This is a genomic window from Streptomyces sp. AC558_RSS880, assembly GCF_019049255.1.
Taxonomy (GTDB): Bacteria; Actinomycetota; Actinomycetes; order Streptomycetales; family Streptomycetaceae; genus Streptomyces.
On sequence record NZ_JAGMUJ010000025.1, the window covers coordinates 1 to 20,635 of the forward strand.

The following is a 20,635-nucleotide window of genomic DNA, read 5'->3' on the forward strand; positions in this document are numbered from 1 at the left end:
TCTACACGCTCTTCGCCGCGCTCTCCATCCCGTTCGTCCTGAAGTTCGTCAAGGAGACGAAGGGCAAGTCGCTGGAGGAGATGGGCTGAGCACCAGCCTCCCCCAAGTCCGGGGAGAAGGACTCAAGTCCCCGCCGTCCCTCTCCCCGTACCCTCACCGCCGCCCTTGCCCGGGTCACCCGGGCAAGGGCGGCGGCGTGTTCTCCCCGGGGACCGGGTATCAGGCGCGCCTTCGCGGACCCCGCGCGTAGAACGAACGGCCTTGCGGGAGGTCACGCCATACTGGGGCTGTTATGGACATCGTCATCCTTGCTGTAGTCATCGCCGTGGTCGTGCTCGGCGCGCTCGGCGGGCTCATCGTCGGCAGTCGGCGCAGGAAGCCGCTGCCCCCGCCGCCGCCCGCCGCGCCCGACATCACCGCCCCTCCGGCCGAACCGCACGTCGGCGAAGAGGCCGAGACGCCGCGGGAGGAACCGCGGCGCACCATAGAGGAGGTTGATCTTCCGGCGGGCGCGGGTCCCGTCGTCATCGAGGAACCGCCCGCCGCAGAGGCTCCCGAGATCGAGATCCCGGAGCCCACCGCCGGCCGTCTGGTCCGGCTGCGGGCCCGTCTCTCCCGTTCGCAGAACGCCCTGGGCAAGGGCCTGCTCATCCTGCTGTCCCGCGAGCACCTCGACGAGGACACCTGGGAGGAGATCGAGGACACCCTGCTCACCGCCGACGTCGGTGTGCAGCCCACCCAGGAGCTGGTCGAGCGGCTGCGCGAGCGCGTGAAGGTGCTCGGCACCCGCACCCCCGAGGAGCTGCGCGGACTGCTCCGCGAGGAGCTGATCACGCTGGTCGGCCCCGAGATGGACCGCACCGTGCACACCGAGAACGCGGCCGGGGGCCCCGGCATCGTGATGGTCGTCGGCGTCAACGGCACCGGCAAGACCACCACCACCGGCAAGCTCGCCCGCGTCCTGGTCGCCGACGGCAACACCGTCGTGCTCGGTGCCGCCGACACCTTCCGTGCCGCCGCCGCCGACCAGCTGCAGACCTGGGGCGAGCGGGTCGGCGCCCACACCGTGCGCGGCCCGGAGGGCGGTGACCCCGCCTCCGTCGCGTTCGACGCGGTCAAGGAGGGCAAGGAGATGGCCGCCGACGCCGTGCTCATCGACACCGCAGGGCGGCTGCACACCAAGACCGGCCTCATGGACGAGCTCGGCAAGGTCAAGCGGGTCGTGGAGAAGCAGGCCCCGCTGGACGAGGTGCTGCTCGTGCTCGACGCCACCACCGGTCAGAACGGTCTGGTGCAGGCCCGGGTCTTCGCCGAGGTCGTCGACATCACCGGCATCGTGCTCACCAAGCTGGACGGTACGGCCAAGGGCGGCATCGTGATCGCCGTGCAGCGCGAGCTGGGCGTGCCGGTCAAGCTGGTCGGGCTCGGCGAGGGCGCGGACGATCTGGCGCCGTTCGAGCCGGACGCGTTCGTGGACGCCCTCATCGGGGAGTGAGGCTCTGACTCCGACTCCGTCGGACGGATGCGGCAGACGCGAAGAAGCGCCCGCCCCCGAGCAGACCGGGGGACGGGCGCTTCGCCGTGTCCGGGGGCGCGCGGCGTCGGTGCGGGCCGGGGGTGGTCGTGCGGCCCGGCGCTTGCGGGGTACCTCCCCCAGAGGGGGTACCCCCAGCCCACCCGTGCCGCCCCTGGGGGTACCTCCCAGGCCTTTAAGGCACTGGGGGAGGCACGACTTGCCCGCGGGGACGGCGGCTAGGTTCCCGAGCGGTGTGCCACGTACGCCAGCGTGCCGAGCAGCAGGCGGGCCTCCGGTGGGCGGGACGCCGAGTCCAGGGCGGGGGAGCGGAGCCAGCGCACCGGGCCCAGGTCGCCCCGGTCGGACGGCGGTGCCGTGATGTGCGTACCGGGTCCGAGGCCGTGCAGGTCCAGGGCGGCCGGGTCGTCCCAGCCCATGCGGTAGAGCAGCTCGGGCAGTGCGGCGGCGGCGCCGGGGGCGACGAAGAAGTGGGCGCGGCCGTCCGGGGTGGCGGCGACCGGGCCGACCGGCAGACCCATGCGCTCCAGCCGGGCCAGGGCGTGACGTCCGGCGGCCTCCGCGACCTCGATCACGTCGAACGCCCGCCCGACCGGCAGCATCAGCGAGGCCCCCGGGAACTCCGACCAGATCGCGGTCACCTCGTCCAGCGGGGCCCCGGCGCGGATCACCGGCGCGCGGTCCAGCGGATGTGCGCCCGGTGCCCGGCAGTCGGCGCGGCCGCAGGAGCAGGCGCCCGCGGCGGCCCGGACGCCCGGCACCACCTCCCAGCCCCACAGTCCGGTGTACTCCGCCACGACGGTGCCGTCCGAGGAGCGGCTCCGGCGACGCGAGCCGGACCGGATGTCGCGGATGCCCCGACTGATGCCGATCGTGAAGCCCATGCCCCCTCCAACGGGTCCGACGTACCGACGGTCACGCATCGAACGCGGTAGGTGACTCTCTGTTTCCAGCTTCCCGGTGCCGCTCCACTCAACCGGCGCCCCGAAGCGCCTGGGGTGGTGCGTCCGGCGATGCGCGCCCTTCGATGCATCGCTGCACCCGCTTGTGGCTGTCCCGTGTCAAGTGAATCGCGGGATGGCAACGGTGAGTTCATTCGAAGGGGTGGCGAATGGTGGCGATTGCGGTTCCGCCATGGTGAGGCGAGTGATCATAGGGTTACTGTGTGTGCACGGCTTCTTGGGGCACATGCACTCGTGGGTATGCCGGAGGCAACTCGGCTTTCCGTTCGAAGGGTGACAACCGTCGGACGGGCGGCCCCGACAACCGGCATTCTGATAGGGCTTGGCGCACTCGGCGACAAGTGGTCTTCAGGGATGGGGGCGTTCCAGTGAGCGGCAACGGCGGTGGCGGGACGAGCGCTGCGAGTGCGGAGAAACGCCCGAACGAGCTGCTCGCGTCGTGGTTCGTCCGCAGCGGCTGGTCCAAGGGCGAGCTCGCCCGCCAGGTCAACCGCAGGGCACGCCAGCTGGGCGCCAACCACATCTCCACCGACACCTCGCGCGTGCGCCGCTGGCTGGACGGCGAGAACCCGCGCGAGCCGATCCCCAGAATCCTGTCCGAACTGTTCTCCGAACGCTTCGGCGTCGTCGTCCCCGTCGAGGACCTGGGCCTGCGCACCACCCGCCCGGCACCCTCCACGACCGGCGTCGACCTGCCCTGGACGGGCCCGCAGACCGTGGCCCTGCTCAGCGAGTTCTCGCGCAGCGACCTGATGCTGGCGCGGCGCGGCTTCCTCGGGAGCTCGCTGGCCCTCTCCGCGGGCCCGTCCCTCATCGAGCCCATGCAGCGCTGGCTCGTCCCCTCCCCGTCCGTCCCGCTGCCACGGCCCGAGGCCGACCCGGTGTCCTCCTCCGCGCGCGCCCGCGGCCGGCTGTCCAAGCCGGAGCTGGACCTGCTGGAGACCACCACCGTGATGTTCCGGCAGTGGGACGCCCAGTGCGGCGGCGGCCTGCGCCGCAAGGCGGTCGTCGGACAGCTGCACGAGGTGACCGACCTGCTCCAGGAACCCCAGCCCGAGGCCACCACCCGACGCCTGTTCAAGGTCGCCGCCGAACTCGCCGAGCTGGCCGGCTGGATGTCGTACGACGTCGGGCTCCAGCCCACCGCGCAGAAGTACTTCGTGCTCGCCCTGCACGCCGCCAAGGAGGCCGGGGACCGGCCGCTCGGCTCGTACGTGCTGTCCAGCATGAGCAGGCAGATGATCCACCTCGGCCGGCCCGAGGACGCCCTGGAGCTGATCCACCTCGCGCAGTACGGCAGCCGGGACTGCGCGAGCCCGCGCACCCAGTCGATGCTGTATGCGATGGAGGCCCGCGCCTACGCCAACATGGGCCAGCCCGGCCGGTGCAAGCGGGCGGTGCGGATGGCCGAGGACACCTTCGCCGAGGCCGACGAGTGGGACGAGCCCGACGCCGACTGGATCGGCTTCTTCTCCGAGGCCGAGCTGTACGCGGAGAACGCCCACTCCTTCCGTGACCTCGCCTACGTCGCCGGCCGCAGCCCCACGTACGCCTCGCTCGCCGAGCCGCTGATGCGGCGGGCCGTGGAGCTGTTCGGCCGGGAGGGCGGCGAGCACCAGCGCTCCTACGCCCTCAACCTGATCGGCATGGCCACCGTCCACCTGCTGCAGAGCGAGCCCGAGCAGAGCGCGGTTCTCGCCACCGACGCCATCAAGGCGGCCAAGAAGGTCCGTTCCGAACGCGTCAACACTCGTATCCGAAAGACGGTCGACACCGCCGTACGCGACTTCGGGGACCTCGCCGAAGTCGTCGAACTCAGCGAGCGGCTCGCGATCGAGCTGCCCGAGACCGCGGACGCGGTCTGACACCCCCGAGGTACCGCTAGGCCCCGGCCGCGGCCAGCCCTCCCGAACTGCCCGACTCGGCTCCCCCCATGCCAGGTCACTCGGAGGCCGGCCGCGGCCGGTCGTGCGTCTGCCCGGCCGCGGCTCACCGCCGGGCACCGAAGGTTGCGCCACGATAACGATCGGCGCGCCCCGGATCCGGCGGTTCACCGACCCGTAACACGCCGGGTGCCTTCGTCACGGCGGCGAAACAACGAGGGGCTTCCACCGAAACGGCGCTGCGCCAATCTCATGGCGCATAACCGGCCCACCCCTCAATCCGCTCGAGGCTTCGCCCGCACGGGGCCGTACCAACGACGAGGAGACGCCGATGGCACCAGCCATCACCCTGGCCGCAGACGCGCCCACGCTGTCCGCCGCCAACACAGGGTTCATGCTCATCTGTTCCGCCCTGGTGATGCTCATGACCCCGGGTCTGGCCTTCTTCTACGGAGGCATGGTCCGCGTCAAGAGCACCCTGAACATGCTGATGATGAGCTTCATCAGCCTCGGCATCGTCACCGTCCTGTGGGTGCTGTACGGCTTCTCCATGGCGTTCGGCACCGACTCCGGGGGCGTCATCGGCTGGAACTCCGACTGGGTCGGCCTCAGCGACATCGGCCTCACCGAACTCTGGGACGGCTACACCATCCCCGTCTTCGTCTTCCTGGTCTTCCAGCTGATGTTCGCCGTCCTCACCCCCGCGCTGATCAGCGGCGCCCTCGCGGACCGCGTGAAGTTCACCGCGTGGGCGCTGTTCGTCGCCCTGTGGGCCACGATCGTCTACTTCCCGGTCGCGCACTGGGTCTGGGGCGCCGGCGGCTGGGCCTTCGAGCTCGGCGTCATCGACTTCGCCGGCGGTACGGCGGTCCACATCAACGCCGGCGCCGCCGCGCTCGGCGTGATCCTGGTGATCGGCAAGCGCATCGGCTTCAAGAAGGACCCGATGCGCCCGCACAGCCTCCCGCTGGTCATGCTCGGCGCCGGTCTCCTGTGGTTCGGCTGGTTCGGCTTCAACGCCGGCTCCTGGCTCGGCAACGACGACGGCGTCGGCGCGCTGATGTTCGTCAACACCCAGGTCGCCACCGGCGCCGCCGTCCTCGGCTGGCTCGCCTACGAGAAGATCCGCCACGGCGCCTTCACCACGCTGGGCGCCGCCTCCGGCGCGGTCTCCGGTCTGGTCGCCATCACCCCGGCCGGCGGCGCGGTCTCCCCGCTCGGCGCGATCGCCGTCGGCGTCATCGCCGGTGTGCTGTGCGCCATGGCCGTCGGCCTCAAGTACAAGCTCGGCTACGACGACTCCCTCGACGTCGTCGGCGTGCACCTCGTCGGCGGCATCCTCGGCTCCCTGCTCGTCGGCCTCTTCGCCACCGGCAAGGGCCAGTCCGACGTCGCGGGCCTCTTCTACGGCGGCGGCCTGGACCAGTTCTGGAAGCAGTGCGCCGGTGTCTTCGGCGTCCTCGCCTACTCCCTGGTCGTCTCCGCGATCCTGGCCTTCCTCCTGGACAAGACCATCGGTATGCGAGTCTCCGAGGACGACGAGGTGGCCGGTATCGACCAGGCCGAGCACGCCGAGACCGCATACGACTTCAGCGGCGCCGGAGGCGGCGCGGCCCGCACCGCGGTCACCGCCCCCGTCGCCCCGGCCGAGAGCAAGAAGGTGGACGCATGAAACTCATCACCGCCGTCGTCAAGCCGCACCGGCTCGACGAGATCAAGGAGGCCCTGCAGGCCTTCGGAGTACACGGCCTGACCGTCACCGAGGCCAGCGGCTACGGCCGCCAGCGAGGCCACACCGAGGTCTACCGCGGCGCCGAGTACACCGTCGACCTGGTGCCCAAGATCCGCATCGAGGTGCTCGTCGAGGACGACGACGCCGAGCAGTTGATCGACGTCGTGGTCAAGGCGGCCCGCACCGGCAAGATCGGCGACGGCAAGGTCTGGTCGGTCCCGGTCGAGACGGCCGTACGGGTGCGGACCGGCGAGCGCGGTCCGGACGCGCTCTGAGGCAGGCGAACGGAACAGGAGCCGCGGGGTGACGGGGACGGACATGCGAGACGAGACAGAGGACTCGGGACCCAGCGGCTACGCGGCGGCCCGGCTGCACCTTCTCACCGAGGAGGCGCGGTCCGGGCCGCCGCGCCGTGCCGCCCTCGCGGACCTCACCGACGACTGGCTCGGCGGACTGTTCGCGGCGGGCACGGAGGGGGCGCGCGGGGTGTCCCTGGTCGCCGTGGGCGGCTACGGGCGCGCGGAGCTGTCCCCGCGCAGCGACCTCGACCTCCTCCTGCTGCACGACGGCGGCGACCCCGAGGCGGTCGCCGCCCTCGCGGACCGCCTCTGGTACCCCGTCTGGGACCTGGGCCTCGCCCTCGACCACTCCGTCCGCACCCCCGCCGAGGCCCGGAAGACGGCCGGCGAGGACCTCAAGGTCCAGCTCGGGCTGCTGGACGCCCGGCACATCGCCGGTGACCTCGGCCTCACCACCGCCCTGCGCACGGCGGTCCTCGCCGACTGGCGCAACCAGGCGCCGAAACGCCTCCCCGCCCTGCGGGAACTGTGCGAGGAACGCGCCGAACGCCAGGGTGAACTGCAGTACCTCCTGGAACCCGACCTCAAGGAGGCCCGCGGCGGACTGCGCGACGCCACCGCGCTGCGCGCCGTCGCCGCCTCCTGGCTCGCCGACGCCCCGCGCGAGGGCCTCGCCGACGCCCGCCGCCGGCTCCTCGACGTACGGGACGCCCTGCACCTGACGACCGGGCGCGCCACCGACCGGCTCGCGCTCCAGGAACAGGACCAGGTCGCGGCCGAACTGGGCGTGCTCGACGCGGACGCGCTGCTGCGGCAGGTCTACGAGGCCGCGCGGGTCATCGCCTACGCCGGTGACGTCACCTGGCGCGAGGTGGGACGCGTGTTGCGCTCCCGCGCGGTGCGGCCCCGACTGCGTGCCATGTGGAGCGGCGGGAAGCCGACGCCTGAGCGTTCCCCGCTGGCCGAAGGGGTCGTGGAACACGACGGCGAGGTGGTGCTCGCCCGTGCCGCGCGCCCCGAACGCGACCCCGTGCTTCCCCTGCGCGCCGCGGCCGCCGCCGCGCAGGCCGGGCTCCCGCTCTCCCTGCACGCCGCACGGCGCATGGCGACCGGTGCGCGCCCCCTGCCCACGCCGTGGCCCGCCGAGGCCCGGGAACAACTCGTGACCCTGCTGGGCTCCGGCCGCCCCACCGTCGAGGTCTGGGAGGCGCTGGAGGCGGAGGGCCTGGTCAGCCTGCTGCTGCCGGACTGGGACCGGGTGCGCTGCCGCCCGCAGCGCAACGCCGTGCACCTGTGGACCGTCGACCGGCACCTCATCGAGACCGCCGTGCGCGCCTCCGCGTTCACCCGCCGCGTCAGCCGCCCCGACCTGCTGCTGGTCGCCGCGCTGCTGCACGACATCGGCAAGGGATGGCCCGGCGACCACGCGGTGGCCGGCGAGGTCATCGCCAGGGACGTGGCCGCCCGCATCGGCTTCGACCAGCACGACGTCACGGTGATCGCCACCCTCGTACGCCACCATCTGCTGCTCGTCGAGACCGCCACCCGGCGCGACCTGGAGGACCCCGCCACCGTACGCGCGGTCGCCGACGCCGTCGGCGCCCAGGGCACCCTCGAACTGCTGCACGCCCTCACCGAGGCGGACGCCCTCGCCACCGGGCCGGCCGCCTGGTCGTCCTGGCGCGCCTCGCTCGTCGCCGACCTGGTCGAACGGGTCTCCGCCGTGCTGTCCGGAGACGCCCCGGACGGGCCCGGGGAAGCCCTTCCCACCGCGGAACAGGAGCGCCTCGCGATCGAGGCCGTCGCCACGGGCGCGCCGGTGCTGTCCCTGCGGGCCCGGACCGAGCCGCCCGCCGAGCCCTCCGGCGGTCCCGAGCCGCTGGGCGTGGAACTGCGCATCGCCGTACCCGACCAGGCGGGCGTGCTGCCCGCCGTGGCCGGGGTGCTCGCCATGCACCGGCTGACCGTACGGACCGCGGAACTGCGCGCCCTGGACCTCCCGGACGGCGTGGACGGCTCCGTGCTGCTGCTGGACTGGCGGGTCGCCGCCGAGTACGGCTCCCTGCCCCAGGCCGCCCGGCTCCGCGCGGACCTCGTACGCGCCCTCGACGGCACCCTGGACATCGCCGGCCGGCTCGCCGAACGGGACGCCGCCTACCCGCGCCGCCGGGGCGTGGTGGCGCCGCCGCCGCGCGTGACGGTCGCCCCGGCCGCCTCCCGGCACGCCACCGTGATAGAGGTCCGCGCGCAGGACGCGCCGGGGCTGCTGTTCCGGATCGGGCGGGCGCTGGAGGACGCGGCGGTGCGCGTGCGGAGTGCGCATGTGAGCACGCTGGGGGCGAACGCGGTCGATGCCTTTTACGTGACGCAGGAGCAGGGTGTGCCTCTGCCGGAAGAGGAGGCGGTGGCTGTGGCGCGGAAGCTGGAGGAGGCGCTGCGGGCGTGACCTTCTGGTCACGTCATGCGTTTACGGGATGCGCTCCCCGCCGACGCGGGGTTTCCGTCCCCGCCTGCTGACCTCAGCGGGCGGGGGCGATTTACTTGCCGGGCCGGATACCCTGGAGGGCAGCCCAGATTCGCCCCCGACCCCGAGGACCGACGCCGCCGTGTTCGATACTCTCTCCGACCGCCTCAGCGCGACTTTCAAAAACCTCCGCGGAAAAGGCCGGCTGAGCGAAGCGGACATCGACGCCACGGCGCGTGAGATCCGTATCGCGCTGCTGGAAGCGGACGTGGCCCTGCCCGTCGTCCGCGCGTTCATCAAGAACGTCAAGGAACGCGCCCTCGGTGCCGAGGTCTCCAAGGCGCTCAATCCGGCGCAGCAGATCATCAAAATCGTCAACGACGAACTGATCACCATCCTCGGCGGCGAGACCCGCCGCCTGCGCTTCGCCAAGCAGCCGCCGACCGTGATCATGCTGGCCGGTCTGCAGGGTGCCGGTAAGACCACCCTCGCGGGCAAGCTCGGCCACTGGCTGAAGGAGCAGGGCCACTCGCCGGTGCTGGTCGCCGCCGACCTCCAGCGCCCCAACGCCGTCAACCAGCTGAGCGTCGTCGCCGAGCGTGCGGGCGTCGCCGTCTACGCGCCCGAGCCGGGCAACGGCGTGGGCGACCCGGTGAAGGTCGCCAAGGACTCCATCGACTTCGCGCGGACCAAGGTCCACGACATCGTGATCGTGGACACCGCCGGCCGCCTGGGCATCGACCAGGAGATGATGCAGCAGGCCGCGGACATCAGGGACGCCGTTCACCCCGATGAGATCCTCTTCGTCGTCGACGCGATGATCGGTCAGGACGCGGTCAACACCGCCGAGGCCTTCCGCGACGGCGTCGGCTTCGACGGCGTGGTGCTCTCCAAGCTCGACGGTGACGCGCGCGGTGGTGCGGCGCTGTCGATCCGGCAGGTCACCGGCAAGCCGATCATGTTCGCGTCCAACGGTGAGAAGCTCGACGACTTCGACGCCTTCCACCCGGACCGGATGGCCTCCCGCATCCTCGACATGGGTGACCTGCTCACCCTGATCGAGCAGGCGGAGAAGACGTTCAGCCAGGAAGAGGCCGAGAAGATGGCCTCCAAGCTGGCGTCGAAGAAGGGCCAGGACTTCACCCTGGACGACTTCCTGGCCCAGATGGAGCAGGTCAGGAAGATGGGCAGCATCTCGAAGCTGCTCGGCATGCTGCCCGGCATGGGCCAGATCAAGGACCAGATCAACAACCTGGACGAGCGGGACGTCGACCGCACCGCCGCGATCATCAAGTCGATGACCCCGGCGGAGCGTCAGGAGCCGACGATCATCAACGGCTCGCGCCGTGCCCGTATCGCCAAGGGTTCCGGTGTCGAGGTCAGCGCGGTGAAGAACCTGGTCGAGCGGTTCTTCGAGGCCCGCAAGATGATGTCCCGCATGGCTCAGGGCGGCGGCATGCCCGGGATGCCCGGGATGCCGGGCATGGGTGGCGGTCCGGGCCGGCAGAAGAAGAAGCAGAAGCAGGCCAAGGGCAAGCAGCGCTCCGGCAACCCGATGAAGCGCAAGCAGCAGGAGCAGGAGGAGGCCGCGCGCCGCGCCGCCGCCGCGGAGGGTGGCAACGCCTTCGGGCTGCCGCAGCAGGGCGGCAAGGACTTCGAGCTGCCCGACGAGTTCAAGAAGTTCATGGGCTGAGAACCTGTCGTACGGCACCGGGGCGTCCCCTCATCCCAGGGGGCGCCCCGGTGGCGTGTGTCAGGGAACGCGCGCGACGAGGTACCGGAACACGTTCGGCATCCACACGGTCCCGTCCTGCCGCTGGTACGGGTGCAGGGCCTCCGCCAGCTCCTTGTCGACCTGCGCCTGGTCCGTGGCCGTGACCGCCGGGTCGAACAGCCCGGTCGACTTCAGCCCCCGTACCGCGCTGTCCGCGTCGGCGTAGCCGAAGGGGCAGGCCACCCGCCCGGAGCCGTCCGGCCGCAGCCCCGCCCGCGCGGCGACCCGCTCCAGGTCGTCGCGGTCCGTGGGGCGCCAGGTGCCCGCGCCGCGCAGCGGCTCCGCCAGCTTGGCGGCCACCCGGAGCACGGACGCCGTGGCGCATCGCTCCGGCGGACCCCAGCCGGCCAGCACCACGGCCGCTCCGCGCCCGGCGAGCGGCACCGCCTCGGCGAGCAGATCGGCCAGCCTCTCCGCGTCGCCCGCGAGGCAGCCGATCGGCTCGAAGGCGGTCACCACGGTGTACGCGTCCGTGCGAGCGGCCTGTGCGGGCGCGCCGTGCACGATCCGGGTGTCGTCACGCGCGCGTGCGTCCCGCTCGTCGGGCAGCAACCGCTCCCGTGCGAGGGCCAGCCGGTCGGCACAGGTGTCGACACCGGTGACCGCGGCGCCGCGCGAGGCCGCCATCAGCAGGGCCAGCCCGGAACCGCAGCCGAGGCCGAGCAGTCGTGTCGCGGGTCCCACGTCCAGTCGCTCGTAGACGGCCTCGTAGAGCGGTACGAGCATCCGCTCCTGGATCTCGGACCAGTCACGCGCGCGTGCACGCAGGTCCACACGGGGGACGGCCCCCGTGCGAGGCGGGTGCTGCCGCACGAGCGTAGGTGTCATAGGTAAGCGCCCCAATCAGCCGAGAGTTGCCGCAGTGCCCGATTCCCTGGCCCCCGTGCAGTGCGCCCCGCACACCCCCCGTATGCCAGGAAACTCCGCCCTCGTCGTGTCGTCCAGTGGAATGCGGCGGCGGTTGGCAGTCGGCTTGTGCCAGTGGCAAGAATTCACATTCCGGTAATCCCGGGCCGCCCGGTCCGCCATGACGAAGGCACCCGTACGCCGATTCCGGCCAAGGTCGACGAAGCCGGGAGCGGCTTGTGGCGGGGCGATGCGCGGCCGCGAGGGCGGACCCGGTAACGTCGCGCCCGTGGCGTGCCCGCCGAGCCGGACGCCGTGTCTCCGCGAGAGCGACCGAAACGCCTCTTGCGCATCCGCGAGCCTCACGCGCACCGGCGTGCCGAGACCGCTTACGCGCGGGGGCGTACGTCAGCCTACGCACCACCTTGAGGTGAGCTGCGAGGCTTCTCCGCAGATCAGCGCACCCGTACTCGTCAGGACGCATCAGCGGCAACTGACGGGTACGTGCAAATTATTTGGGATGCCCCGGAATCGGAACACAGGGACACCCAGGCTCGTTGTCGTTACGTGAGCACGACACAGACACCACCTGTTCTCGCCGCAGAGCTGGCGCAGGCGTGGGCCGACATTCAGCGGTACCACCCCGAGCTGCCCGATCTTGCCGCGCCCGAGTCCCTGATCGGGGAGTCGTCGTCCGCGTGCGGTCACGAACTCTCCTTCGAACGACTGCTGCACGAGGCAGTCCACGGCGTCGCCGCCGCGCGCGGCGTACGCGACACATCCCGCGCCGGCCGCTACCACAACCGCAGATTCCTCGCGATCGCCGAGGAACTGGGCCTGGACCACCCCGAGGAGCCGCACCCCAGCAGCGGCTTCTCACTGGTCACGCTCACTCCCGAGGCGAAGCGCCGCTACCGTCCGACGACGGAACGCCTCCAGCGCGCCCTGAAGGCCCACTCCGCGGCGACCGCGGGCGACACGGCCCGCAGCTTCCGCGGCCCGGCCGCCCGGCACGGCTCCTCCGGGGGCGGCGTCCGCGTCAAGGCCGTCTGCGACTGCGGCCGCAACGTCCGCGTCGTTCCCTCGGTCCTCGCCCAGGCCCCCATCGTCTGCGGCGGCTGCGGGAAGCCCTTCCGCATCCCGGAAGTGGTGGCAGCGGCGAGCTGATCGTCCCCGGCATCTCGTGGGTGCCGGAGACACGGGGTGCCGTCGCACGCGCCGCCCCTGCGGGCAGTCGTGCCGCCCCCTCCAGGGCCTGGGGGCACCCCCAGGGAGCTGGGGGTGCCCCCTTCACTGGGGGTGCCCCCTTCGGAGGAGGCACCCCGCAGGCGCCGGGCTGTGCGGCTCACTCCCGGTCCGCACCACCGCCGGGTGTCCCTGAAGCACGCTCACCCCCGCCGAACAAGCCCCGCAGGGTGTGGCACAATGGCTAGCTGTACTCGACAGTCGCACAGGACCCCTCTCTCCTCCGGCTGACGCGTCCATCGGGCACTCGGGTACCGCAACCCCACGCGGCACATCCCGCCGTGCCCAACCACGTCAATTTCAGGAGAACCCACTCCCGTGGCAGTCAAGATCAAGCTGAAGCGTCTGGGCAAGATCCGTTCGCCTCACTACCGCATCGTCGTCGCCGACTCCCGTACCCGCCGTGACGGCCGGGCCATCGAGGAGATCGGCAAGTACCACCCGACGTACAACCCGTCGGTGATCGAGGTCGACGGCGAGCGCGTGGCGTACTGGCTCGGTGTCGGCGCCCAGCCGACCGAGCCCGTGCTCGCCATCCTGAAGAAGACCGGCGACTGGCAGAAGTTCAAGGGCGAGCCCGCCCCGGCTCCGCTGCTGCAGCAGGCCGAGAAGCCCGCCCGCCCGTCCTTCGAGGCGCTCGGCGGCGAGGACGAGGGCAAGGGTGAGGCGATCACCCAGAAGAAGAAGGCTGAGAAGAAGGACGAGGCCGCCGCCGAGTCCGCGTCGACCGAGGCCTGAGCATGCTCGAGGAGGCTCTCGAGCACCTCGTGAAGGGCATCGTCGACAACCCTGACGATGTGCAGGTCGCCTCGCGCAACCTGCGCCGCGGGCGGGTGCTCGAGGTCCGGGTCCACCCGGACGACCTCGGCAAGGTGATCGGTCGCAACGGCCGCACCGCACGCGCTCTGCGTACCGTCGTGGGCGCCATCGGCGGCCGCGGTGTCCGCGTCGACCTCGTCGACGTGGACCACGTCCGCTGACGCCGAACGCAGCACCGGCTCGGGCCGGGGAAGGCCACTGGGCCGTCCCCGGCCCGCAGTCGTACGAGCCGTGAGCGGCTCGTCGCAGTTCGACAGGAGATCAAGCACAGTGCAGCTGGTAGTCGCGCGCATCGGCCGCGCCCATGGCATCAAGGGCGAGGTCACCGTGGAGGTCCGCACCGACGAACCGGAGCTGAGGCTCGGGCCCGGCGCCGTCCTGACCACCGACCCCGCCTCCGTCGGGCCGCTCACCATCGAGACCGGCCGCGTCCACAGCGGCCGCCTCCTGCTGCGCTTCGAGGGCGTCCACGACCGCAACGGCGCCGAGGCCCTGCGCAACACCCTCCTCATCGCCGACGTCGACCCGGACGAGCGGCCCGAGGACGAGGACGAGTACTACGACCACCAGCTGATCGACCTCGACGTCGTCACGCGGGACGGTGAGCAGGTCGGCCGGATCACCGAGATCTCGCACCTGCCCACCCAGGACCTCTTCGTGGTCGAGCGCCCCGACGGCACCGAGGTGTACGTGCCGTTCGTCGAGGAGATCGTCACCGAGATCGACCTGGAGGAGCAGCGGGCCGTCATCGACCCGCCGCCGGGTCTGATCGACGACCGGGCTGAGGTCGCCTCCTCCCGGGACTCCGGAGACGAGGCGTGATGCGGCTCGACGTCGTCACGATCTTCCCGGAGTACCTGGAGCCGCTGAACGTCTCCCTCGTGGGCAAGGCACGCGCGCGTGGACAGCTGAACGTGCACGTGCACGACCTGCGCGACTGGACCTACGACCGGCACAACACCGTCGACGACACCCCGTACGGCGGTGGCCCCGGCATGGTCATGAAGACCGAGCCGTGGGGCGACGCGCTCGACTCGGTCCTGGCGGACGGCTACGAGACCGGCTCCCGCGAGCCGGCCCTGATCGTCCCCACCCCCAGCGGCCGCCCCTTCACCCAGGAACTCGCGGTCCAGCTCTCCGAGCGCCCCTGGCTGGTCTTCACCCCGGCCCGCTACGAGGGCATCGACCGCCGCGTCATCGACGAGTACGCCACCCGGATGCCCGTGTACGAGGTGTCCATCGGCGACTATGTGCTGGCCGGCGGCGAGGCGGCGGTCCTCGTCGTCACGGAGGCCGTCGCACGGCTGCTCCCCGGCGTCCTCGGCAACGCCGAGTCGCACCGCGACGACTCCTTCGCCCCCGGGGCCATGGCGAGCCTTCTGGAGGGGCCCGTCCACACCAAGCCGCCGCAGTGGCGCGGGCGCGGCATCCCGGACGTGCTGCTCAGCGGCCACCACGGGAAGATCGCCCGCTGGCGGCGCGACGAGGCGCTGCGCCGGACCACCGCCCACCGGCCCGACCTCATCGAGCGCTGCGATCCCAAGGCGTTCGACAAGAAGGACCGCGAGATGCTGTCCATCCTGGGCTGGGAACCGGATCCCGCCGGCGAGCCGTACGGCCGATTTTGGCGCAGGACCGACGGCGTGGAAGAATAGGCCGCTGCTGTGCGTCGTCCGGAGTGCGCCCCTGCCGCAGGGGGACACGACGCCCGTCCCGAAACGCACGGCTCTGACTCCAGCCTCTAGTTGCCGTTGATGACCTGCGGCATCAGCGAAGAAAGCAGACGAAATGTCTCACCTGCTCGACTCCGTCGACTCCGCGTCGCTGCGCAGCGACGTCCCCGCCTTCCGTCCCGGCGACACCGTCAACGTCCACGTGCGCGTCATCGAGGGCAACCGCTCCCGTGTGCAGCAGTTCAAGGGCGTGGTCATCCGCCGCCAGGGCGCCGGCGTGCGCGAGACCTTCACGGTCCGCAAGGTCTCCTTCTCCGTCGGCGTCGAGCGCACCTTCCCGGTGCACACCCCGATCGTGGAGAAGATCGAGCTCGTCACCCGCGGTGACGTCCGTCGCGCCAAGCTGTACTACCTGCGCGAGCTGCGCGGCAAGGCGGCGAAGATCAAGGAGAAGCGCGAGAACTGAGCGCTTTACCGGCGTCATATCGCGGCCGGATAGCATCTGGCCCCGATGGACACCGAAGCACAGCCGACGGAGCGCGACCGCTCCCTCCCCCCGGCCGGACCCGAGAACACTTCGGGGACGGCGGGGCCGGAGGGGCGGTCGCGTTCCGCTTTGGTGTCGCGCCTCACGCGATGGCTGCCCGGCGGGCGGATTACCCTGACCCTGTTGCTCTGTCTGCTGTTCCCGCTGGCGTTGAACGCGTTCGTGGCGCGGCCGTTCCAGATCCCCAGCGGATCGATGGAACACGGATTGAGGGTCGGGGACCGCGTGCTCGTAAACAAGGTGGCATACCGCTTCGGCACCGGGCCGCAGCGCGGTGACGTGATCGTGTTCGACGGCACCGGGTATTTCGGTGACGCCGACTACGTCAAACGGGTCGTCGGGGTGGGCGGGGACCACGTGGTCTGCTGCGACGGGGAGGGGAGGCTCCGGGTGAACGGCCGGTCGGTCGACGAGTCGGGCTTCCTGTTCCCCGGTGACAGTCCCTCCACGGTCTCCTTCGACGTCGTCGTGCCCGACGGGCGCCTGTTCGTCCTCGGGGACCACCGCAGCGATTCGAGCGACTCCCGTGACCACCTCGGCTCACCCGGCGGCGGCATGATCCCCGTCGACAGCGTGATCGGCCGCGTCGACGGGATCGTCTGGCCCTTCGGCCGCGCCACCCGGCTGCACCGGCCCGACGCCTACGCGCGCGTGCCCGACCCGGCGACGAACGCGGCGGAGGGCACCCATGGGTAACCGCGGCAAACCGCGCGGCGCCCCGGACAGCGCCGCGGAGAATCTGCTGCCCACCGGTTCCCGCCGCGCGTCCGGGCCGGCCCCCGGACGAAGCCGGGCCGAACGGCGCAAGCTCCAGCGCAAGGTCAAGCGGCGCCGCAGGCGCAGCGCCGTCAAGGAGATCCCCCTCCTCGTGGGTGTCGCCGTCGTGATAGCGCTGGTGCTGAAGACGTTCCTCGTCCAGGCCTTCGTCATCCCGTCCGGCTCCATGGAGCAGACGATCCGGATCGGCGACCGGGTGCTGGTCGACAAGCTCACCCCGTGGTTCGGCTCCAAGCCGCAGCGCGGGGACGTCGTCGTGTTCAAGGACCCCGGCGGCTGGCTCCAGGACGAGCAGACCACGCCGCAGAAGGACGACCCCGTCGGGATCAAGCAGATCAAGGACGGGCTCACCTTCATCGGACTGCTGCCGTCCGAGAACGAGAAGGACCTGATCAAGCGGGTCGTCGGCGTCGGCGGCGACCGCGTCCAGTGCTGCGACAAGCAGGGCCGGGTCACCGTCAACGGCGTTCCCCTGAACGAGGACTACCTGTATCCCGGCAACGCCCCGTCCACGACTCCGTTCGACGTCACCGTCCCCGAGGGACGGCTGTGGGTGATGGGCGACCACCGCGCGAACTCCGCCGACTCCCGCACCCACCAGGACACCGACTACGGCGGCACCGTCTCCGAGGACGAGGTGGTGGGCCGGGCCGTGGTCATCGCCTGGCCGCTCGGCCACTGGAGCACGCTGGAGGAGCCGACGACCTACGCGTCCGTGTCGGACTCGGCGTCCGGGTCGACCGCTGCCGCCCCGCTGTCGCATAGGGTTGCCCCGGACGATCCCGATGGAATGGTCCAGCTCCCGAGCCCTGCGGAACTCCCGCTCGTTATGGGAGTGGTGGGCCTGCGCCGGGCATGGTGCGGGCGGCGGCAGAGAGTGAGGAGTTGGCGTGGGGGATGCGGCGGTTGGCGCACGGTCCGGGCGCGAGGGCGAGGAGCACCGCGGGCGTCCCGTGGGAGCGGCGGGTCCGGCGGCTGACGACTTCGTGACCTCCGGGAACGACTCCCCGGCGGGTGGCGGCGACGGATCCAGGGACGGCACCGGGGACGATCAGCCCCCCACGGCGCGAGGCGGCTCGGGCGACGGCACCCCCCAGGCGAATCAGCCCCGCTCCTTCTGGAAGGAACTGCCGATCCTGATCGGCATCGCGCTGGTGCTGGCGCTGCTGATCAAGACGTTCCTGGTGCAGGCGTTCTCCATTCCCTCCGACTCGATGCAGAACACCCTCCAGCAGGGCGACCGGGTGCTCGTCGACAAGCTCACCCCCTGGTTCGGCTCCGAGCCCGAGCGCGGTGAGGTCGTCGTCTTCCACGACCCCGACAACTGGCTGGCCGGCGAGCCGACGCCCGACCCGAACCTCCTGCAGCAGGCCCTCAGCTGGATCGGTCTGATGCCGTCCGCGGAGGAGAAGGACCTGATCAAGCGGGTCGTCGGAGTCGGCGGTGACACGATCGAGTGCAAGGGCACCGGCCCGCTGAAGGTCAACGGCATGGCGCTGAACGAGCCCTATGTGTATCCGGGCAACACCCCGTGCAGCCAGGACGACCAGGGCGGCCAGTTCAAGGTGAAGGTCCCCGAGGGCCACATCTGGGTCATGGGCGACCACCGGCAGAACTCCCGGGACTCCCGCTACAACCAGGCCGACAAGAATCACGGCATGGTGCCCGTGGACAAGGTCGTCGGCCGCGCCGTCGTCATCGCCTGGCCGGTCAACCGCTGGACCAACCTGCCCGTCCCGGACACCTTCGACCAGCCCGGCCTGGCCGCCGGACCGTCGTCCGCCGCGGTCCTGACGGCCGCGCCCCAGGGACTCGCGCTCGCGGGCGCGGTGCCGCTGGTGCTCTGGCGGCGCCGGCGGTACGGCGCCGGAGAGGGCCGCCGGGAGGGCTGACCCGGTCCGGTACCGCCGGGTAGGGTGCCGCCCATGAGTGGTCAGAGCACGACGCGCACGGTCCCCGGCAACGGCGGCCCGGGCACCGCCCGGGCGGGTGGCCGAACCGGGCAGCGGCTGTCCGGGCTGGCCGTGGCCCTGGGCATGGTGCTGTTCCTCGGCGGATTCGTCTGGGGAGCGGTGCTGTACCGGCCGTACACCGTGCCCACCCCGTCGATGGCGCCGACGATCGGTGCCGGTGACCGGGTACTGGCCGAGCGCATCGACGGTGGCGACGTCCGCCGCGGTGACGTCATCGTCTTCACGGACGCGACCTGGTCGAACACCCCCATGGTGAAGCGGGTGGTCGCCGTCGGCGGTGACACGGTCTCCTGCTGCCGGGACGGCAAGCTGGAGGTCAACGGCAAGGAGATCGACGAGCCGTACCTCGCCGGGGGCACGGCGGCCGAGTTCGGCGCCATCCCCGAGGTGACCGTGCCGGAGGGGCGTCTGTTCCTGCTCGGTGACGAGCGCTCCGGGTCGCTGGACTCCACGGCCCATCTGACCGACGCCGCCGGCGGCACCGTCTCCCGTGGCGCGGTCCAGGCCAGGGTCGACGCCGTGGTCTGGCCGATGAACGGCATGCTCGAGGCGCCCACCGGCTTCGAACAGCTCGGTGCGCTCTCCTCGCCGGGGCCGCTCAGGACCGTCGTCGCGCTGGTGATCGCCGGTGCCGTGCTCATTCTCGGCGGGGCCGCGTACGGTCCCTTCGCCAAGCGGGCGGGCGCGTCCCGGACCCGGGCCGACGTGGGGACCGCCGGTGCCCGCTGAGCCCGTCCCGGCGGCCGAGGACTCCTACAGGGGCGGACTGCGCAGGGTCGCCCGGGTCGTCCTGCTCGACCCGCGGGACCGCATCCTGCTGCTGCACGGCCATGAACCGGACGATCCGGCCGACGACTGGTGGTTCACGCCCGGCGGTGGCGTGGAGGGCGACGAGACCCGTGAACAGGCCGCCCTGCGGGAACTCGCCGAGGAGACCGGCATCACCGAGGTCGAGCTCGGACCCGTGCTGTGGCGGCGGAGGTGCTCCTTCCCGTTCGCCGGCCGCCGCTGGGACCAGGACGAGTGGTACTACCTCGCCCGCACCACCCGGACCGCGACCGCGGCCACGGCGCTGACCGAGCTGGAGCGGCGCAGTGTCGCCGGAGCACGCTGGTGGACGTGCCCGGAACTCGCTCGGGCACATGAGACGGTGTATCCGACCAGACTCGCCGAGCTGCTGCGCACGCTGCTCGACGAAGGTCCCCCGGCCGGACCCGTGACCCTGGACACCGAAATCGTCCAGTGACTCCCGGGACTGGCGCACAATGGTGGGATCGCACGGCTGAAGGGGAACATGCCATGAGCGCCGAGGACCTCGAGAAGTACGAGACCGAGATGGAGCTCAAGCTCTACCGGGAGTACCGCGATGTCGTCGGTCTGTTCAAATACGTGATCGAGACCGAGCGGCGTTTCTATCTCACCAATGACTACGAGATGCAGGTGCACTCGGTCCAGGGCGAGGTGTTCTTCGAGGTGTCGATGGCGGACGCCTGGGTCTGGGACATGTACCGGCCGGCCCGGTTCGTGAAGCAGGTACGCGTCCTGACGTTCAAGGACGTGAACATCGAGGAGCTCAACAAGAGCGATCTGGAGCTGCCGGGCGGGTGACCGGCGCACTCGTGCGGGTGACGGAGTTGTCCACAGTCGCCGAGTTCTGCACCAAGATCCACTCCGTCGGGCGGGATGCGTGACCGTTGGCGCCGGAGGTGGTGCCGACATGAACGCACAGAACGCACAGAACGCACATCAGGCGCGCAGCGCACTCGGCAGGTACGGCGAGACACTGGCCGCACGGCGGCTGACCCAGTGCGGGATGACGGTCCTGCAGCGCAACTGGCGCTGCGGCAGGACCGGCGAGATCGACATCGTGGCCCGGGACGGGGACGCCCTGGTCGTCTGCGAGGTGAAGACCCGCAGGGCAGGACCCTTCCAGCACCCCATGGAGGCGGTCACGCCGGCCAAGGCCGACCGCCTGCGGGACCTCGCCGAACGCTGGCTCCGGGAACACGGGGGAGCGCCGCCCGGCGGGGTCCGCATCGACCTGGTCGGCGTGCTGCTGCCGGCCCGCGGCGCACCCGTGGTCGAGCACGTCCGGGGGGTGGCCTGA

21 protein-coding genes are annotated in these 20,635 nt (G+C 71.5%); 19 read left to right on the forward strand and 2 right to left on the reverse strand.

What is annotated here, in order from left to right; genetic code table 11:
- The first annotated feature begins 292 nt into the window (after positions 1–292).
- The gene (gene ftsY / locus KUM38_RS09490) at positions 293–1,495 is read left to right on the forward strand and encodes a signal recognition particle-docking protein FtsY (RefSeq protein ID WP_217128858.1); all 1,203 of its coding nucleotides are present in this window, start codon (positions 293–295) and stop codon (positions 1,493–1,495) included.
- 257 nt (positions 1,496–1,752) lie between these two features.
- Here the strand turns inward: ftsY and KUM38_RS09495 are convergent, their stop codons facing one another.
- Positions 1,753–2,418 carry a bifunctional DNA primase/polymerase gene (locus KUM38_RS09495; RefSeq protein WP_217128859.1) on the reverse strand — a complete coding sequence of 222 codons (666 nt, stop codon included), beginning with the start codon at positions 2,416–2,418 and terminating at the stop codon, positions 1,753–1,755.
- A gap of 446 nt (positions 2,419–2,864) precedes the next feature.
- Between KUM38_RS09495 and KUM38_RS09500 the strand changes: the two genes are divergently transcribed.
- The 5 genes from KUM38_RS09500 (at position 2,865) to ffh (ending at position 10,567) form a co-directional block, all read left to right on the forward strand.
- Complete coding sequence (locus KUM38_RS09500) at positions 2,865–4,361, forward strand: hypothetical protein (RefSeq protein ID WP_217128860.1); 1,497 nt, start codon at positions 2,865–2,867, stop codon at positions 4,359–4,361.
- A gap of 349 nt (positions 4,362–4,710) precedes the next feature.
- Positions 4,711–6,051: an ammonium transporter gene (locus KUM38_RS09505; RefSeq protein WP_217128861.1), complete on the forward strand. Its 1,341-nt coding sequence runs from the start codon at positions 4,711–4,713 to the stop codon at positions 6,049–6,051.
- Positions 6,048–6,386, forward strand: a complete 339-nt coding sequence (locus KUM38_RS09510; RefSeq protein ID WP_004924863.1) for a P-II family nitrogen regulator — start codon at positions 6,048–6,050, stop codon at positions 6,384–6,386. The genes KUM38_RS09505 and KUM38_RS09510 overlap by 4 nt, the downstream gene beginning before the upstream one ends.
- Positions 6,387–6,414: 28 nt before the next feature.
- The gene (locus KUM38_RS09515) at positions 6,415–8,856 is read left to right on the forward strand and encodes a [protein-PII] uridylyltransferase (protein WP_217128862.1); all 2,442 of its coding nucleotides are present in this window, start codon (positions 6,415–6,417) and stop codon (positions 8,854–8,856) included.
- 160 nt (positions 8,857–9,016) lie between these two features.
- Positions 9,017–10,567 (forward strand): signal recognition particle protein, encoded by a 1,551-nt coding sequence (gene ffh, locus KUM38_RS09520; RefSeq protein WP_217128863.1) that lies wholly within the window; start codon positions 9,017–9,019, stop codon positions 10,565–10,567.
- A gap of 60 nt (positions 10,568–10,627) precedes the next feature.
- Here the strand turns inward: ffh and KUM38_RS09525 are convergent, their stop codons facing one another.
- Positions 10,628–11,476, reverse strand: a complete 849-nt coding sequence (locus KUM38_RS09525; RefSeq protein ID WP_217128864.1) for a methyltransferase domain-containing protein — start codon at positions 11,474–11,476, stop codon at positions 10,628–10,630.
- Positions 11,477–12,061: 585 nt separating this feature from the next.
- Here KUM38_RS09525 and KUM38_RS09530 point away from each other — a divergent pair.
- The 13 genes from KUM38_RS09530 (at position 12,062) to KUM38_RS09590 (ending at position 20,635) form a co-directional block, all read left to right on the forward strand.
- On the forward strand, positions 12,062–12,661 hold the full coding sequence (locus KUM38_RS09530; RefSeq protein WP_030866134.1) for a hypothetical protein: 600 nt from the start codon (positions 12,062–12,064) through the stop codon (positions 12,659–12,661).
- A 396-nt stretch (positions 12,662–13,057) separates the two neighbouring features.
- Complete coding sequence (rpsP, locus tag KUM38_RS09535; RefSeq protein WP_217128865.1) at positions 13,058–13,477, forward strand: 30S ribosomal protein S16; 420 nt, start codon at positions 13,058–13,060, stop codon at positions 13,475–13,477.
- Positions 13,478–13,479: 2 nt separating this feature from the next.
- Positions 13,480–13,719 (forward strand): RNA-binding protein, encoded by a 240-nt coding sequence (locus KUM38_RS09540; protein WP_003973401.1) that lies wholly within the window; start codon positions 13,480–13,482, stop codon positions 13,717–13,719.
- A gap of 109 nt (positions 13,720–13,828) precedes the next feature.
- Entirely contained in the window at positions 13,829–14,380 is a 552-nt protein-coding gene (gene rimM / locus KUM38_RS09545) for a ribosome maturation factor RimM (protein ID WP_217128866.1), read from the forward strand.
- Entirely contained in the window at positions 14,380–15,213 is an 834-nt protein-coding gene (trmD, locus tag KUM38_RS09550) for a tRNA (guanosine(37)-N1)-methyltransferase TrmD (protein ID WP_217128898.1), read from the forward strand. The genes rimM and trmD overlap by 1 nt, the downstream gene beginning before the upstream one ends.
- Before the next feature lie 133 nt (positions 15,214–15,346).
- Entirely contained in the window at positions 15,347–15,697 is a 351-nt protein-coding gene (rplS, locus tag KUM38_RS09555; protein WP_004924850.1) for a 50S ribosomal protein L19, read from the forward strand.
- A gap of 45 nt (positions 15,698–15,742) precedes the next feature.
- Positions 15,743–16,474 (forward strand): signal peptidase I, encoded by a 732-nt coding sequence (lepB, locus tag KUM38_RS09560; RefSeq protein ID WP_217128867.1) that lies wholly within the window; start codon positions 15,743–15,745, stop codon positions 16,472–16,474.
- A complete protein-coding gene (lepB, locus tag KUM38_RS09565; RefSeq protein WP_217128868.1) occupies positions 16,467–17,534 on the forward strand; it encodes a signal peptidase I in 1,068 nt (355 codons plus the stop codon). The genes lepB (KUM38_RS09560) and lepB (KUM38_RS09565) overlap by 8 nt, the downstream gene beginning before the upstream one ends.
- Positions 17,446–18,447: a signal peptidase I gene (lepB, locus tag KUM38_RS09570; RefSeq protein WP_217128869.1), complete on the forward strand. Its 1,002-nt coding sequence runs from the start codon at positions 17,446–17,448 to the stop codon at positions 18,445–18,447. Before lepB (KUM38_RS09565) ends, lepB (KUM38_RS09570) begins: the two co-directional genes overlap by 89 nt.
- Positions 18,448–18,480: 33 nt before the next feature.
- The gene (gene lepB, locus KUM38_RS09575; protein WP_217128870.1) at positions 18,481–19,257 is read left to right on the forward strand and encodes a signal peptidase I; all 777 of its coding nucleotides are present in this window, start codon (positions 18,481–18,483) and stop codon (positions 19,255–19,257) included.
- Positions 19,247–19,774, forward strand: coding sequence for an NUDIX hydrolase (locus KUM38_RS09580; protein ID WP_217128871.1), 528 nt, complete (start codon positions 19,247–19,249; stop codon positions 19,772–19,774). The genes lepB (KUM38_RS09575) and KUM38_RS09580 overlap by 11 nt, the downstream gene beginning before the upstream one ends.
- A gap of 53 nt (positions 19,775–19,827) precedes the next feature.
- Complete coding sequence (locus KUM38_RS09585) at positions 19,828–20,136, forward strand: DUF2469 domain-containing protein (RefSeq protein WP_003965949.1); 309 nt, start codon at positions 19,828–19,830, stop codon at positions 20,134–20,136.
- Positions 20,137–20,215: 79 nt separating this feature from the next.
- A complete protein-coding gene (locus KUM38_RS09590; protein WP_217128872.1) occupies positions 20,216–20,635 on the forward strand; it encodes a YraN family protein in 420 nt (139 codons plus the stop codon).

What these genes read in the sequence shown, in the direction of transcription:
- lepB (WP_217128867.1), top strand. Translation starts at nt 15,743, where the DNA reads ATGGACACCGAAGCACAGCCGACGGAGCGCGACCGCTCCCTCCCCCCG.
- KUM38_RS09585 (WP_003965949.1), top strand. Translation starts at nt 19,828, where the DNA reads ATGAGCGCCGAGGACCTCGAGAAGTACGAGACCGAGATGGAGCTCAAG.
- KUM38_RS09540 (WP_003973401.1), top strand. Translation starts at nt 13,480, where the DNA reads ATGCTCGAGGAGGCTCTCGAGCACCTCGTGAAGGGCATCGTCGACAAC.
- ftsY (WP_217128858.1), top strand. Translation starts at nt 293, where the DNA reads ATGGACATCGTCATCCTTGCTGTAGTCATCGCCGTGGTCGTGCTCGGC.
- KUM38_RS09495 (WP_217128859.1), bottom strand. Translation starts at nt 2,418, where the DNA reads ATGGGCTTCACGATCGGCATCAGTCGGGGCATCCGCGACATCCGGTCC.
- lepB (WP_217128868.1), top strand. Translation starts at nt 16,467, where the DNA reads ATGGGTAACCGCGGCAAACCGCGCGGCGCCCCGGACAGCGCCGCGGAG.
- KUM38_RS09510 (WP_004924863.1), top strand. Translation starts at nt 6,048, where the DNA reads ATGAAACTCATCACCGCCGTCGTCAAGCCGCACCGGCTCGACGAGATC.
- rplS (WP_004924850.1), top strand. Translation starts at nt 15,347, where the DNA reads ATGTCTCACCTGCTCGACTCCGTCGACTCCGCGTCGCTGCGCAGCGAC.
- lepB (WP_217128870.1), top strand. Translation starts at nt 18,481, where the DNA reads ATGAGTGGTCAGAGCACGACGCGCACGGTCCCCGGCAACGGCGGCCCG.
- KUM38_RS09525 (WP_217128864.1), bottom strand. Translation starts at nt 11,476, where the DNA reads ATGACACCTACGCTCGTGCGGCAGCACCCGCCTCGCACGGGGGCCGTC.
- trmD (WP_217128898.1), top strand. Translation starts at nt 14,380, where the DNA reads ATGCGGCTCGACGTCGTCACGATCTTCCCGGAGTACCTGGAGCCGCTG.
- KUM38_RS09505 (WP_217128861.1), top strand. Translation starts at nt 4,711, where the DNA reads ATGGCACCAGCCATCACCCTGGCCGCAGACGCGCCCACGCTGTCCGCC.